The 14,436-nt window shown below is 68.9% G+C and carries 15 protein-coding genes; 10 read left to right on the top strand and 5 right to left on the bottom strand.

Annotated elements, in window-relative coordinates; all coding sequences use genetic code 11:
• Positions 1-60 precede the first annotated feature (60 nt).
• Genes ACUVYZ_RS11950 through rlmD form a run of 5 tightly spaced genes read left to right on the top strand, consistent with a single transcriptional unit; the run spans position 61 to position 4,722 of the window.
• Positions 61-1,914 (top strand): hypothetical protein, encoded by a 1,854-nt coding sequence (locus ACUVYZ_RS11950; protein WP_439934671.1) that lies wholly within the window; start codon positions 61-63, stop codon positions 1,912-1,914.
• Between the two features lie 44 nt (positions 1,915-1,958).
• Entirely contained in the window at positions 1,959-2,159 is a 201-nt protein-coding gene (locus ACUVYZ_RS11955; RefSeq protein WP_439934672.1) for a hypothetical protein, read from the top strand.
• Positions 2,160-2,175: 16 nt separating this feature from the next.
• A complete protein-coding gene (locus ACUVYZ_RS11960) occupies positions 2,176-2,598 on the top strand; it encodes a YdbL family protein (protein WP_439934673.1) in 423 nt (140 codons plus the stop codon).
• The gene (locus tag ACUVYZ_RS11965) at positions 2,595-3,374 is read left to right on the top strand and encodes a 3'-5' exonuclease (RefSeq protein ID WP_439934674.1); all 780 of its coding nucleotides are present in this window, start codon (positions 2,595-2,597) and stop codon (positions 3,372-3,374) included. Before ACUVYZ_RS11960 ends, ACUVYZ_RS11965 begins: the two co-directional genes overlap by 4 nt.
• A 46-nt stretch (positions 3,375-3,420) precedes the next feature.
• Entirely contained in the window at positions 3,421-4,722 is a 1,302-nt protein-coding gene (rlmD, locus tag ACUVYZ_RS11970) for a 23S rRNA (uracil(1939)-C(5))-methyltransferase RlmD (RefSeq protein WP_439934675.1), read from the top strand.
• A gap of 37 nt (positions 4,723-4,759) precedes the next feature.
• On the opposite strand, the gene ACUVYZ_RS11975 is transcribed toward rlmD, so the two are convergent.
• Positions 4,760-5,446 (bottom strand): Bax inhibitor-1/YccA family protein, encoded by a 687-nt coding sequence (locus ACUVYZ_RS11975; RefSeq protein WP_439934676.1) that lies wholly within the window; start codon positions 5,444-5,446, stop codon positions 4,760-4,762.
• A 132-nt stretch (positions 5,447-5,578) separates the two neighbouring features.
• On the opposite strand from ACUVYZ_RS11975, the gene ACUVYZ_RS11980 reads away from it, so the two are divergent.
• The 3 genes from ACUVYZ_RS11980 to glk are packed head-to-tail and all read left to right on the top strand — an operon-like array spanning position 5,579 to position 9,762.
• Complete coding sequence (locus tag ACUVYZ_RS11980) at positions 5,579-6,355, top strand: M90 family metallopeptidase (protein WP_439934677.1); 777 nt, start codon at positions 5,579-5,581, stop codon at positions 6,353-6,355.
• Positions 6,348-8,729 (top strand): EAL domain-containing protein, encoded by a 2,382-nt coding sequence (locus ACUVYZ_RS11985; RefSeq protein ID WP_439934678.1) that lies wholly within the window; start codon positions 6,348-6,350, stop codon positions 8,727-8,729. The genes ACUVYZ_RS11980 and ACUVYZ_RS11985 overlap by 8 nt, the downstream gene beginning before the upstream one ends.
• A gap of 4 nt (positions 8,730-8,733) precedes the next feature.
• On the top strand, positions 8,734-9,762 hold the full coding sequence (gene glk / locus ACUVYZ_RS11990) for a glucokinase (protein ID WP_439934679.1): 1,029 nt from the start codon (positions 8,734-8,736) through the stop codon (positions 9,760-9,762).
• Here the strand turns inward: glk and ACUVYZ_RS11995 are convergent.
• Genes ACUVYZ_RS11995 through moaA form a run of 4 tightly spaced genes read right to left on the bottom strand, consistent with a single transcriptional unit; the run spans position 9,746 to position 13,059 of the window.
• Entirely contained in the window at positions 9,746-10,666 is a 921-nt protein-coding gene (locus tag ACUVYZ_RS11995; RefSeq protein WP_439934680.1) for a substrate-binding domain-containing protein, read from the bottom strand. The two genes, glk and ACUVYZ_RS11995, sit on opposite strands and share 17 nt — an antisense overlap.
• Positions 10,651-11,235, bottom strand: a complete 585-nt coding sequence (gene mobA / locus ACUVYZ_RS12000; RefSeq protein WP_439934681.1) for a molybdenum cofactor guanylyltransferase MobA — start codon at positions 11,233-11,235, stop codon at positions 10,651-10,653. The genes ACUVYZ_RS11995 and mobA overlap by 16 nt, the downstream gene beginning before the upstream one ends.
• A complete protein-coding gene (locus tag ACUVYZ_RS12005) occupies positions 11,232-12,047 on the bottom strand; it encodes a formate dehydrogenase accessory sulfurtransferase FdhD (RefSeq protein WP_439934682.1) in 816 nt (271 codons plus the stop codon). The genes mobA and ACUVYZ_RS12005 overlap by 4 nt, the downstream gene beginning before the upstream one ends.
• 4 nt (positions 12,048-12,051) lie before the next feature.
• Positions 12,052-13,059, bottom strand: a complete 1,008-nt coding sequence (gene moaA / locus ACUVYZ_RS12010) for a GTP 3',8-cyclase MoaA (RefSeq protein ID WP_439934683.1) — start codon at positions 13,057-13,059, stop codon at positions 12,052-12,054.
• Positions 13,060-13,289: 230 nt separating this feature from the next.
• On the opposite strand from moaA, the gene ACUVYZ_RS12015 reads away from it, so the two are divergent.
• Both ACUVYZ_RS12015 and ACUVYZ_RS12020 read left to right on the top strand, forming a co-directional pair.
• Positions 13,290-13,760 (top strand): DUF3305 domain-containing protein, encoded by a 471-nt coding sequence (locus ACUVYZ_RS12015; protein WP_439934684.1) that lies wholly within the window; start codon positions 13,290-13,292, stop codon positions 13,758-13,760.
• The gene (locus ACUVYZ_RS12020) at positions 13,738-14,349 is read left to right on the top strand and encodes a DUF3306 domain-containing protein (RefSeq protein WP_439934685.1); all 612 of its coding nucleotides are present in this window, start codon (positions 13,738-13,740) and stop codon (positions 14,347-14,349) included. Before ACUVYZ_RS12015 ends, ACUVYZ_RS12020 begins: the two co-directional genes overlap by 23 nt.
• The last annotated feature ends 87 nt before the right edge of the window (positions 14,350-14,436 follow it).

Raw genomic sequence — 14,436 nt, forward strand, 5'->3', positions numbered from 1 at the left:
CCGCCCACGCTAAGCCTGTCCATCGACCGACTGGAGGGGCCAGGGTTTTCCGTCTCGGGCTTGCGCGGCCACTGGACGGCGGAGGAGGCGCGCCTACGCCTCACGGCAGAACGGCTGGTGGTGGCGGGACGAAGGTTCCGGGACGTGGCCCTCGATTGCCGCGCCGCGCGCTTGGAGCCCTCACGCATCGCCTGCGCCCGGGGCGTGCTGGACGCCGCGAAGGAACGTGTCCCGCTCAGCTTTCGCTTTCGCGCCGACACGGGCGACTTCGACCTCGTCCTCTCTCCCGCCGGGGAGCGGTGGCGGGCTCGGGGCCGGGTCAAAGACGGGCGGTGGAGCGCCACCGTGGAGCTGCGCAGGGCCCGCATCGATCGGTTTGCGGGGCTCCTGCCCCGGGAAGCGCCGCGCCCCGGCGCAGGCACTGCGAGCGGCACGGTGGCGCTCCAGGGGGACGGCGCCCGCCTGGATACCTTGGAAGCGCGGCTCGACGTGGAGGGGGCAGCGTTTTCCGACGCCGCGGGGTTGCGCGCGGGGGAGGGCTTGGGCGTCCGGGTCGAGTTTTCCTGGCGGGCTTCCGCTGGGGGAGGACGCTTCCGCGCCGGCGTGGACTGGCATGCCGGCGGGATTTTCTGGCAACCGGTCTACCTGCCGGCGGGGGTGAAGCTGGAAGCGGAGGGAGAGGCGGTGCGGGAGGCGGTGACGGTCAAGGCCTTCAGCGCCGAAGTCACGGAGGTCGGCCGGCTGGAAGGCCGGGGTACATACCGGCTCGACCGCCGGGCGCTCGCCGAGCTGGTCCTCCATGCCCGCCGGCTCGACCTGGGCGGCCTGTACCAGCGCTTCCTGGCGCCCCTCGCGCCGGCGCTCCAGCTTGCCGACGCCACTGTGGCGGGAAGCGCCGATGTGCGACTCTCCTTCGCCCAGGGGCGCTGGCAGGCGCTGGACGTCGTCCTGCGCGATGCCCGCGTGGAGGAGCGGCGGTTTGCCCTGGAAGGGCTCTACGCGGAGATCGCCTGGGACGGGGATGCGCCCCGGGCGGGATGGCTCCGATGGCGCGGGGGAAAGCTTTTGAGAATCCCGTTCGGACCGAGCACGGTGCGCTGGCGATTGTTTCCGGAGGAGGCCCGGTTCGAACCCCTGGAAGTGCCGGTCCTGGACGGGGTGTTGAGCCTGCGGGACGGGCGGGTGGGCCGATCGACCGAGGGCTGGCGCTGGCAGGTGACCGGGGGCTTGAGCGCGGTGTCCATGGAGGCGTTGTGCGAAGCCCTGGACATCACCCCCATGCACGGGAGCCTGTCCGCGGTGGTTCCCCGGGTCTCCTACGCCGATTCGGTTCTCGCCGTGGACGGGGCGCTGCTCTTCCGGGTATTCGACGGGACAGCGGTGATGCGGAACCTGCGCCTGGTGGATCCCCTGGGGCGGGTGCCGCGTTTGTTCGCCGACCTGGAGATGCGCCGCCTGGATCTGGATCTCCTCACCCGCACCTTCTCCTTCGGCAGCATGGAGGGGCGGGTGGACGTAGACGTGAAGGGGCTCGAGCTCGTTCGGTGGAAGCCCGTGCGTTTCGATGCCCGCCTGGAAAGCAGCCCGGGGGACTACCCCAGGACCATCAGCCAGCGGGCGGTGGAGAACATCTCCGCCCTGGGGGGTGCGGGCGCGGCGGCGGCGTTGCAGCGCAGTTTCCTGCGCTTCTTCGAGCGCTTCCGCTATCGCCGCCTGGGCCTGTCCTGCCGGCTCGCCGGCGGGGTGTGCGAAATGGGCGGCATCACCGAGGCGCCAGGCGGCTACGTGATCGTGGAGGGCGGCGGCATACCGGCCATCACGGTCATCGGTTACAATCGCGCGGTCGGCTGGAGCGAGCTGCTGGAGCGGCTCCGGCGCATCACCCAGGAAAACGTTCGGCCCGTCATCCAATGACGCGCAAAAAAGCCAAGGGCTGCGCACCGCCCGCGAGGCACGCCATGAAGCGGGGGCGAAGCGCGCTCTTGCTTGCCGCCGCGGTGGCGGCGGGCGGTTGCGTCACCATTAACATCTATTTTCCCGCCGCGGCCGCCGAGAAGGCGGCCGACCGGATCATCGACGAGGTATGGCGGCTCCAGGAACCGGGAGGCGGAAGTCAGGGATCGGAGCAGAAGGGTCCTGCCCCTTCCCGCACCCCGTGATGCAGACAGAGGGAATATGAAGCGCCCATTTCACCGCCTGGTGGCACTGTTTGCCCTGATGCTGGTTGGGGTTACCGCCTGGGCCCAGGCGGACCTGGAGATCAACACCCCGGCCATCGCGGCCCTCAAGGAGAGCATGCAGCGACGCCACGCCCAGCTCGCGCCCCATTACGCGAGCGGCGCCGTGGGGCTGACCCAGGACGGGCTGGTGGGCCTGCGGGACGCCAACGCGGTGCCCCTGCCCCAGCGGGCCGCGGTCAACGCCTTGATCGCGGCGGAAAACCAGGACCGCCTCGCCCTGTACCGGGAAATCGCCCGGGCCAACGGCCACCCCGAGTGGGAAAAGGACATCCGCGCCACCTTCGCCCAGCGCTGGATCGACAAGGCCCAGCCGGGCTGGTGGTACCGCAGGCCCGACGGCACCTGGGCGCGCAAGTGATCCCCGTCCTCGCCTTCGACATCGAGACCGTACCGGACATCGAGGGGCTGAGGCGCCTGCACGGGCTCGGCCCCTCAGTCCCGGACGTGCAGGTGGCCGAGATGGCGTTCCAGCGTCGGCGGCAGCAGGCGGGGAGCGACTTTCTTCCCCTGCACCTGCACCGGGTGGTCGTGATCTCCTGCGCCCTGCGGGACCGGGACAGCTTCCGGGTCTGGTCCTTGGGCCCGGGGGAGGGGGAAGCCGACCTGGTGCGGCGCTTCTTCGAGGGCATCGAGAAGTACACGCCCCAGCTCGTGTCCTGGAACGGAAGCGGCTTCGACCTCCCGGTGCTCCACTATCGGGGACTCATCCACGGCGTCCAGGCGCCCCGCTACTGGGAGTTGGGCGATGACGACCGGGATTTCAAGTGGAACAACTACATCAGCCGCTACCATACCCGGCACCTAGACCTCATGGATCTTCTCGCCCTGTACCAGTCCCGGGCCAACGTGCCCCTGGACGAGCTGGCCCAGCTCCTGGGACTGCCGGGCAAGCTGGGCCTGGAGGGGGGCGCCGTGTGGGACGCCTACCGCCGGGGCGAGGGGGACGCCGTACGCCGCTACTGCGAGGCGGACGTGTTGAACACCTACCTGGTGTTCCTGCGCTTCCAGCTCATGCGCGGCGTCCTGGACCCGGACCAGTACCGGACCGAGTGCGCCCTGGTGCGCTCCACCCTGGAACGCTCCACGGAAAGCCACTGGTCGGAATTCCTCGCCTGCTGGAATCCGGACGTCTGAGCCTCCCCAGCGCCCGGGGGTATCGGGCGAATGTTTTTCCCGCGCCATGAAAGTCGCCACCGTCGAGTCCCTGGACCACGAAGGCCACGGCGTCGTCCGGGACGGGGGCAAGGTGGTGTTCGTGGAGGGCGCCCTTCCCCGGGAGCGGATCGCCTACACGTCCTTCCGGAAGAAACCCACCTACGAATTCGCCCAGGTGAGGGAGCTATTGCGGCCGTCGTATCTGCGCACGACGCCGCGTTGCCCCTACTTCGGGACCTGCGGCGGTTGCAGCCTGCAGCACCTGGAGCCGGACGCCCAGGTGGCGGTCAAGCAGCGGGTGCTGGAAGATCAGCTCTGGCACGTCGCCCGGGTCAAGCCCGAGACCCTGCTGCCCCCGGTCCACGGCCCGGCTTGGGGCTATCGGCACCGGGCGCGCTTCGCCGTGCGCTACGTGCCCCGCAAGGGCGGAGTCCTGGTGGGTTTCCACGAGCGGCGCTCCAGCTACGTGGCGGACATGGCCTCCTGCGAGGTGGTGCCGGCGCGGCTATCGCGGCTGATCGCCCCTTTGCGGGCGCTGATCGGCGGGCTCTCCATCCGGGCGCGCCTGCCCCAGGTGGAGGCGGCGGTGGGAGATGCCGCCACCGTCCTGGTACTGCGGGTGCTGGAGCCCCCGACCCCGGAAGACGAAGCCGCCCTCCGGGCGTTCGCCGAAAGCCACGGGGTACACCTCTATCTCCAGCCGGGCGGACCGGCCACGGCGGCGCCGTTTCATCCTCCGGTGGAGGCCGATCTCTACTACGACCTGCCCGAGTTCAACCTGAGGATGCGCTTCGGACCCACCGAGTTCACCCAGGTGAATCCCGCGGTGAACCGGGTGCTGGTGCGCCGGGTGGTGGCCCTGCTGGAGCCTCGCCCCGGGGAGCGGATCGCGGACCTGTTCTGCGGGCTGGGCAATTTTTCCCTGCCCCTGGCCCGGGCCGGCGCCCAGGTGGTGGGCTACGAGGGGGAGGAGGCCCTGGTGCGCTCCGCCCTGCGCAACGCCCAGGGGAACGGCCTTGCGGAGCGGGTGCGGTTCGTGGCCGCCGACCTGTTCGCGGCCGACGAGGCCTGGATGCAGGACCAAGGCGCCTTCGCTAAGATGCTGATCGATCCGCCCCGGGACGGGGCCATTGAAGCGGTCAAGGCGCTGGGGGAAGAGGCGCCCCGGCGCATCGTCTACGTCTCATGCAACCCGGCGACCTTGGCCCGGGACGCCCAGGTGCTGGTGCACGCCAAAGACTACCGCCTGCGGGCTGCAGGGGTAGTCAACATGTTTCCCCACACCGCCCACGTGGAGTCCATCGCCCTCTTCGAGCGCGGCCGGTGAAGAGGATTGAACGGAAGGGCAGACTGGCGAAAGCGCCCTATTCGCGCTCGCCCCCGAACGCCATCAAGAGCTGGAGTAGGGTACTGAACAGGTTGTACACGCTCACGTAGAGGGTGAGGGTGGCCGAGACGTAGTTGGTCTCGCCCCCGCGCACGATGGCGTTGAGCTGCCACAGGATGAGCCCGGCCGAGAGCAGCATGATCGCCGCGCACAGCGTGAGATGCAGCACCGGGCTCGCCAGAAACAGGTTCGCTACCACGCCGATCAGGGCGATGACGACGCCCACCATGAGGAAGCTGCCCAGGAAGCCGAAATCCCGGCGGGCGGCGGTGGCAATCCCGGAGAGCAGGAAGAACGTGAGGCCGGTGCCGCCCGCGGCCAGGGCCACCAGTTGGGCGCCGTTCTTGAGGCCCAGGGCAACCTGCAGCAGGGGACCCAGCAACACGCCCATGAGCAGGGTGAAGGCGAGGAGCAGGTAGACGCCCACGCTGCTGTTACGGTTGCGCTCGATGGCGAAGATCATGCCGTAGAACACGGCGAGCACCGCGACGCCGTAGACGATGGGATGCGCCTGCAGGACGGACAGGGGGATGCGCAGGCCCAGCAGCGCTCCCAGGGCGGTGGGAATGAGGGACAGGCCCAGCAGCCAGTAGGTGTTGCGCAGCACCCGCTGCTGTTCCAGGCTTAAGGCGTGGGTGCGGGCGATGCTGTGAACGGGGTCCATCGGTCGCTTCTCCCTCGGTGGTTTGGATTGTCCTGCTCCGATTGTGGAGGCTGTGGTCGTTTCAGCCGCAAGCCTAACGGAGCGGCTGGGAAGTTTCAACCCGGGATGTTCCGTCGAGCTATACTCGGCTCCATGCTGAGGCGAATACGGAAATGGCAGCGCAGGCGGGTGCTGGCGCGCCATCCCATCGACCCCGGCGCCTGGGCCGGGGTGATCGAACGGGTGCCGTTCCTTAAGGATCTAAGCGAGGACGAGGGCGCGCGGCTCAAAGACTGGACCGCTCTCTTCCTCCACGAGAAGAGCATCCATGGCGCCGGCGGCTACGAGGTGGACGAGGAAACGCGGCTCGTCATCGGGGCCCAGGCGTGCCTTCTGATCCTCAACCTGGATCTGGACTATTACAAGGACTGGGTGGAGGTGATTGTCTATCCCGACGAGTTCGTTCCGGAGCGGGAATACGTGGACGAGGCGGGCGTGGTCCACACGGTGCGGGAGCCCCTGGCCGGAGAATCCTGGCTGCAAGGGCCCGTGATCCTCTCGGCCGCCGACGTGGACCCGTCCTGGCACGAGGGACCGGTGAATGTGGTGATCCACGAGTTCGCCCACAAGCTGGACATGCTGAACGGCGATGCTAACGGTATGCCGCCCCTTCATCCGGGCATGGACCCGAAGGCCTGGAAGACGGCCTTCGAGGAGGCCTACCAGGACCTGCGCTGGCGCGCCGAACGGGGCCTGCCCACCCCGATCGACCCCTACGGGGCGGAAGCGCCGGGGGAGTTCTTCGCGGTAGCGAGCGAGGCCTTCTTCCAGGCGCCCCGGACCCTCAAGGCGGCCTATCCGGCGGTGTACGAGCAAATGCGCCGGTTCTACCGCCAGCATCCCGCCGCGCGGGGTGGCGGCCATGGCTGAGACCCTGGCCTGGACGCGGGGGCGCCGCTGGCTCAAGCCCCGGGCGGTAGCGGTAGCCGGCTTCGCCGTCATGCTGGTCCTGATGGTGGAGCTGGTGGCCATGGGGATGGCGCGGCTCGACGAGTTGACCGGCCGCATCGACCATATCGCTTACCGTCAGGGGACCAAGATGCAGGTCACCGCCGACCTGCTGGACGTGACGCGCCAGCGCTCGGAGCTGCTAGGGGTCCTCTTCGTGGACCGGACCCTGCGCCAGCAGGCGGAGCCCTATCGCCGCTTCGAGGCCTTAGGACGGCGCTCCGCCCAGCTCATGGACCGGCTGGAAGCCCTGGAGCAGGACCCCGCCAGGCGGGCCGCCCTGGAGGAGCTCCTGCACGCCGGCCGCGCCCTGCAGCGGATGCACGACGCCCTGGCTGCCGCCCTCCAGGCGGGCCAGATCAACGAAGCTCTACGCCTGCGCTCGTCCCAGGCGGAGCCCGCTGGCCGTTTCGAGGAACTGCTCATGGGGGCGGTGGCCACCCAGCGGGCGGAGATGCTCGCCGCCATGGACGAGGCCCTCACCGGCGCCCGGGGGGCGTATCTATTCCTCGCCGTGCTGGGGGGCGGCCTGCTGGTGATCGGCGCGCTGGTGGCGGTGCTGGTGATCCGTCACATCGGGCGGGCGGAGGCGGCGTTGCACCGGGAAAAGGAGCGGGCCGAGGTGGCGTTGCACTCCATCGCCGAGGGGGTGATCACCACCGACGCCCGGGGCTCAATCGAGGTGTTGAACGCCGTGGCGGAGCAGCTCACCGGCTGGCGCAGCGCCGAGGCGCGGGGCTTGCCGCTGGATACGGTCTACGTGGTGCTGGACGAGGAGACCCAGAAGCCCTTGCCCCACGGCTTCGGCGCGGCGGCGGGCCGCACCCTAGTCACCCGGGCGGCGATCCTCAAGGCTCGGGACGGACGGCGCATCCCGGTGGAGGAGGCCTGTTCCCCCATCCGGGGGCCGGACGGGACGGTGACCGGGCTGGTGGTAGTGTTCCACGACGTGAGCCACGTGCGCGCCATGGCCCAGCGGCTCACTTGGCAGGCGAGCCACGACCCCCTCACGGGCCTGGTCAACCGCCGGGAATTCGAGCGCCGGCTCGCCTACCTCCTGGAATCGGCCAAGACCGACGGCCGCAAGCACGCCCTGCTCTACCTGGACCTGGACAGGTTCAAGGCGGTGAACGACACCTGCGGCCACGTGGCGGGGGACGAACTGCTGCGACAGCTTGCGGCGGTGATGCACGTCAAGATCCGGGGCAGCGACACCCTGGCCCGCCTCGGCGGCGACGAGTTCGGCGTGTTGCTGGAGGCGTGCCCCGCGGACCAGGCCATCCGCATCGCCAACGGCCTGCGGGAAATCGTGCGCGACTTCCGCTTCCATTGGAAAGGCAAAACCTTCTCCCTGGGAGCGAGTATCGGACTGGTCATGGTGGACGCCGACAGCGGCACGGTGGCCGACGTGCTGGCCGCGGCCGACGCCTCCTGCTACGCGGCCAAGGAAAAAGGCGGCAGCCGGGTGGAGCTGTATCAGCCCGGCACCGGCCTCACTCGCACGCCCCAGGGCGACGTGGCCATGGTGCACCAGATCACCGGCGCCTTGGAAAAGGGCGGCTTCCGGCTCTATCGCCAGCCCATCGTGCCGGTGGCGGAGGGGGCCGGATGCCCCCATTATGAGGTGCTGGTGCGTATGGTGGATGAATCCGGCCACCTGCTCGCCCCCAACGATTTCATGCCGGCGGCCGAGCGCTTCAACCTATTGCCCATGGTGGACCGCTGGGTGGTGACAGCGCTCCTCGACTTCATGACCCGGGAAGCGGAAAACCAAGGGGCAGAGCTGGAGAGCAGCTACTCCATCAACCTGTCCGGGGCGAGCCTCAACGACAGCACCTTCGCCGACTTCCTGCGCCGCCGAATGGAGACGGCGAGGGTGCCACCCCGGCGGCTCTGCTTCGAAGTGACCGAGACCACCGCCATCTCCAACCTCACCAAGGCGAGCGAGTTCATGCACGACCTGCGGGCCCTGGGTTGCCGCTTCGCCCTGGACGATTTCGGCGTGGGCATGTCCTCCTTCGCCTACCTCAAGCATCTACCGGTGGACTTCCTGAAAATCGACGGCAGCTTCATCCGCGACCTGGCCACCAACCCGGTGGATTACGCCATCGTGGAGGCGATCAACCGCATCGCCCATCTACTAGGGATGAAGACGGTGGCCGAGTTCGTGACCGACCGGGTCACCCTGGAAAAGCTCAGGGAGCTCCAGGTGGATTACGCCCAGGGGGACCTGATCGGCGCCCCGGAACCCCTGGCGGTGCGGGTGGTGGCGAGTCCCGCCATCGCCGCTAGGTGAGCCCATGGCGGGCCGCGACCGCGGGGAAGGGGAGCTCGCCTATCTCTCCGGCGACATCGGCGGCACCCATACCCGACTGCAACTGGGACGGGTGGCGGGCGGTGCGCCCCAGCCCCTCCTGGAGCAGGTATATCTAAGCGCCGGCTACCCCAGCCTCGCCGCGGCAGCGCAGGCGTTTCTCGCCCAGCCCCGAGCCCGGGAGCTGCGCAAGCGGCTTGCGGCCGCCTGCTTTGCGGTGGCCGGCCCGGTGCAGGAAGGCTGGGCGCGGTTCACCAACCTCCCCTGGCAGGTGGAGGCTACGGCACTGGCCGCCGATCTGGGGGTGGCCCGGGTGGAGGTTTTGAACGATTTCGTCGCGGCGGCCTACGGGGTCGAAGCCTTGGCCCCCCCAGACCAGGCGGTCCTGCAGCCCGGTGTCGCCGCGCCCCACGGCGCCAAAGTGGTCCTGGGGGCGGGGACCGGCCTGGGGGTGGCGGCCTTGGTGTGGACCGGGGAGCGCTACCAGGCGGTGGCCTCCGAGGCGGGCCACATGGACTTCGCGTCCCTGGGACCCCGCCAGGCGGGCCTGGCCGAGGCCCTGGCCGACCGCTTCGGGCGGGTGTCCTACGAGCGGGTCCTCTCGGGGGCCGGGCTGGAGGCCATCGACCGCTACCTGCAGAGCCAGGCCGGTGCGCCGCCCCGGCAGCGCACCGCCCGGGAGATCACTGCCCTTGCCCTGGCGGGGGAGGACCCAGTGGCCGATCAAGCGCTGGACTTGTTCGTGGCGGTGTACGGCGCCTTCGCGGGGAACGTGGCCCTGGCCTTCCTCGCCACCGGCGGGGTTTACCTCGCCGGCGGCATCGCGCCCAAGATCCTCCCGCGCCTCACGAGTGCCGCTTTCCTCGAGCCGTTCCGCGCCAAGGGGCGGTTCTCCGCCTTGCTGGCGGCGATGCCGGTAGCGGTGGTGCTGGACGAGGGGGTGGGTCTCAAGGGGGCTTCCCGGCGGGCGGCTGCCCTGGCCTTGCGGTCTCGCCGGATCAATCCTCCGGGATAGGCAGGATCCGTCCCAGGGGCTCCAGATCGTAGCCTTTCAGCGCGGCGGCGACGGCGGCCATTTCCGACCCGCGCAGCACCTCCAGGAAATCCTGGAACAGGCGGCGGAAGTACACGGACCGGGGCAGCACCAGGTCGAAACATTCCCAGCCCAGGGGGAGAAACGCGAGCCCGAACTCCCCTGCGGCCCCGTGTACCCCCGGCGCGCAGTCGGCCTGGCCCTGGGCGATGAGGGCCGCGGCGTGGCGCTCCGAGAGGGCCCGGGCGGTTATCAGGTCCTCGGGAAGGGTGAGCCCCCGCTGGGTGAGCTGGGTTTCCAGGAAGTGCTGGGAGCCGGCGCCCTCCTGGCGCAGGGCCCAGCGTATTCCGGGTTTCACTAGGGTCTCCAGCCCGGTCGCCCCGGCGACGGCGGGGCCCAGGAGGATGCCCTGTTCCCGGCGCGCCAGCCGCACCAGCATCCAGCCCCGGTGGGTGGGGTAGCTGCGGGCGAGCTGGGGGTGGCGCCGGTCGGCGGCGGCAGCCGGGCCCCAGTGGATGGCCGCCGCATGGGCCCGGCGCTGGGCGAGGAGGGCGAGCCCCAGGCGGGTTCCTGTGGGGGACAGGGTCACCAGGGCGGATGCCCCCATTTGGCTGGCGAGCTGGGCTACGGCGGCGGCGAGCAGGGGATCGTCGCTGCCGGCAATCACCAGGCGGTCGGTGAGCACGCCCCCGTGGGCCGACTCCAGCAGCCACTCGTCCACCAGCCTGCGGGGAAATAACCACTTGCCGGCGGCCTTGGTGGCGGGAATCGCTCCCTCCTTGACCAGGGCGTAGATCTTCTTCTCGTTGAGGTGGAGGTATTCCGCCACCTCCTTGACCGTGAAGTAGTCCCGAGGTTCTCCCGCTTCGTTCACGGCCTCACCCACTGGGCGGACTGGTCCAGCTCCTCCGGGGTGTTGATGTTGCGGAATGCGTCCGCCTCGTCGTCGAAGGGGACTTCCGCCACCCGCAGGCTCGCGTACCAGGCGTCGATCTTGCGGCCGCCGCTCGCCAGATATCGTTCCAGGTGGTCCTTGAGGGCTCGGCGGCCCAGGCAGAACACCGGGTGGGGTTGATCGAAGGTCTTGGCCACCGCCAGGTCGGCATCATTCGCTTCCAAAGCGGTGCGTAGCCGCGCCACCAGGTCCAGGGGCAAAAAAGGGGAATCGCAGGGCACTGTGGCCACCAGGGGATGGGCGGCCTCGCTGAAGCCCCGGTGCAGGCCGGCCAGGGGGCCGGCGAAGCCCCCCACCTGGTCGGGAACGACCCGGTAGCCGAAGCGGGCGTACTGCTCGAGATTCTGGTTGGCGTTGACCAGCACTTCATCCACCTGGGGGGCGAAGCGCTCCAGCACCCACTGGGCCAGGGGTTTGCCTTGGAGAAGCTGCAGGCCCTTGTCCACGCCCCCCATGCGCCTGCCCATGCCGCCGGCGAGGAGGACCCCGGTGACCTTCACGCCTTGACGAACCTCTCGCGACCGGTGAACAGCAGGTAGTGCTTGCCGGTGGCCCGGCCGATCATGGTGATGCCCACCTTGCGGGCGATCTCGTAGCCCATCTGGGTGAGGCCCGAGCGGGAGACGAGGAAGGGAATCCCCATCTGGGCGCACTTGATCACCATTTCGGAGGTGAGCCGCCCCGTGGTGTAGAAGATCTTGTCGGCCCCTTCCAGCCGGTCCAGCCACATCATGCCCGCGATGGCGTCCACCGCGTTGTGTCGTCCCACATCCTCCACGAACATGAGGATGTCGGCCCCTTTGGCCAGGGCGCAGCCATGGACCGCGCCGGCCTGCTTGTAGATGGACTCGTAGCGGCGCACGTTGTCTAGTAGCCCATAGAGGGTCTCCTCCGTGAGGGTCACGTCGGCGGGCAGCCGGATCCGGTCGATCTCCTCCATCAGGTCGCCGAACACGGTGCCCTGGCCGCAGCCGGTGGTGACGGTGCGCTTCTCCATCTTTTCATCGATATCGCCGAGGCCGTTGCGGGTGGTGACCGCCACCGCCTCGGTCTCCCAGTCCACCTGCACCGCCACGATGTCCTCGATGCTGTTCACCAGCCGCTGATTGCGCAGGTAGCCGATGACCAGGGCTTCCGGGGCGCCTCCCAGGGTCATGAGGGTGACGATCTCCCGCTTGTCCACGTACAGGGTGAGGGGATGCTCGCCGGCGATCTGGGTCGGCAGCTCCTCGCCCCGCTCGTTGACCGCCGTGATGGTGAAAGTGGCGGGGCGGGCGGCGTTGGTGAGCCGGGGACGATAAGGCGCGTCCACCGCCTCAGCCTCCCGTCACCGACATGAAGCGGATCACCTTGGGCTTGGCCTGGAACAGGTTGAAGTCGTGGCCCCGGGGCTTGATGCCCATGGCATCGATGATGGCTTGGCGCACCGGCTGGTCGTCGTCGGGATAGGCGCGCAGCAGGGGCAGCAGATTTGCGGAATCGTTCTGTCCCAGGCAGGGGAAAAGCTCGCCCGTGCAGGTGACGCGCACCCGGTTGCAGGCGGCACAGAAGTTATGGGAGTGGGGGGAGATGAATCCCACCTTGGTTCGGGTGCCGGGGATGCGCCAGTAGCGGGCCGGACCACCGGTGGTCTCGGTGCTGGCGACCAGCTCGAAGCGGCTGCCCAAGAGCGCCAGCGCGTCGTCCGAGCTGTAGTAGGTGTCGATCCGGGCGTGGCCCACGTCCCCCAGCGGCATTTCCTCGATGAAGGCGATGTCGAGCTCCTGGTCCACGGCGAACTGCACCAGGTCGCAGAACTCGTCCTCGTTCACGCCCCGGATCATCACGGTGTTGAGCTTGATGCCGGCGAAGCCCGCCGCCTTGGCCGCAGCGATCCCGCGCAGCACCTTGTCCAGGTCCCCGACTCGGGTGATGCGCCTGAATTTGTCCGGGTCGAGACTGTCCAGGCTCACGTTTACCCGGCGCACCCCCGCTTCCACCAGGGGCCGGGCGAACCGCTCGAGCTGGGAGCCGTTGGTGGTGAGCACCAGCTCCTTGAGCCCCGGGAGCCGCCCGAGCTGCTGGAACAGCCAGAGCACGTTTTTGCGCACCAGGGGCTCGCCCCCGGTGATGCGGATCTTGGTGACCCCCAGGCCCACGAACACCCGGGCAAGCCGCAGGCATTCTTCCAGGGACAGGACCTGGGCGCGGGGAAGAAAAGTCATCTCTTCCGCCATGCAGTAGGTACAGCGGAAGTCGCAGCGGTCGGTGACCGAGAGGCGGATGTAGTTGACCGTGCGGCCGAACTTGTCTATCAGCGGGCTTGCCCCAAGGTCATGGCTCATTTTTTCCAATCCTCGTTTCTAGGACGGTTCCGAATAGCTGTTGCAAGGGTCGTTCCGGGGCCGCACGGGTAAGAGCGGAAAAATTATTACAAAAACTCCGACATATGCTCAAGGCGCCCGTGCACCCGTTTCGATCCGAAGGCGTTGAAGTTTCCGGGGGAACCGGTAGGCTCGAACGCTGCCTGTTACTTTAGACTATATTGGATCCTATGCCTGCAGAAACTTTGCCCGTGGCGGTCGTCATGGAGCGTTTGCGCCTGGACAATCCTTGGTGCTCCCACCGTTGGGAGGCTATCGGGGTGGTGGAGGACGGCGCGCCCCCGGAGACCCCGCCCCGGGTGATCTTCGAGGACGAACGGCACCGACGGGTGCTCCATACCGGCTTCCGCCTGGAGCTACGCCGGGACGAGGCAGAAGACTACTGGCTCAACGTCTCGGCGAGCGAGCCCCGGGTCTTCGTCCTGTGGCGCTACGACGAGCAAGGAGAAGCGCGTCCCGCCTTCGTCACGGTGAGCTACGGGGAAGCGGCCCGGTGGATGGACGCCAACGAGCAGGTGGACGGGGTGCCCATGTCGCCGGAGATCTACCGCTGGGTCGGGGAATTCGTGGAAACCCACTACCGGCCGGACCCCGAGGCGAAAAAACGCCGCCGCTACGCCTCCAGCAGGCTGGAACACCATGGCAAGCTCCGACAGGACTGACCCGCCCTCCGCCGGCAAGCCGGCCGAAGGCCGGAAGGAACCCGCGCCCGTCCCGCGGCGAGGGGAGGAGCCTTTCCTCGCCCGCTGGTCCCGGCTCAAGCGAGAGTCCCGGGCCGCTCAAGGGAGCCCGGGCGGCCCCGAGCGCAAGCCGGCGGACGACCCGCCTCCGCCCCTGCCGCCCCTGGAAAGCTTGAGCTTCGACTCGGATTTCCGGGCATTCATGCACCCCAAGGTGGAGGACGGGCTGCGCCGGGCGGCGCTGAAAAAGCTCTTCGGCGACCCCCATTTCAACGTCATGGACGGGCTCGACGTGTACATCGACGACTACAACAAGTTCGAGCCCCTGGAGCCAGAGCTGCTGGCCAGGCTGACCCATACCGTGGAGCACTTGCTGCAGAGCCGCTCCCGGGAGGAGGAGGCGCCGCAAGGACCGGCGCTGGCCCAGGCCGGGGAGGGCCTCCCGCCGCCGGGGCAAGAGCCGCCTGCCGCCCCGGAGCCCTCCGAGGCCCGGGGCGAGGGAGCGCCCGCCGCCCCCGATACCCCGTCCCCCGACCAAGCAGAGCCCCGGAACCCCGACGCCCGCGCCTGAACCTGGCCGGAAAGATCGGCGGGCGGAAAGGGGCGTTGTCCTTATTTCTCCTTTCTTGTCGTTTCTTTCATGTTTTCTCCGGCTCGT

The organism is Pelomicrobium sp. P1, from assembly GCF_052805615.1.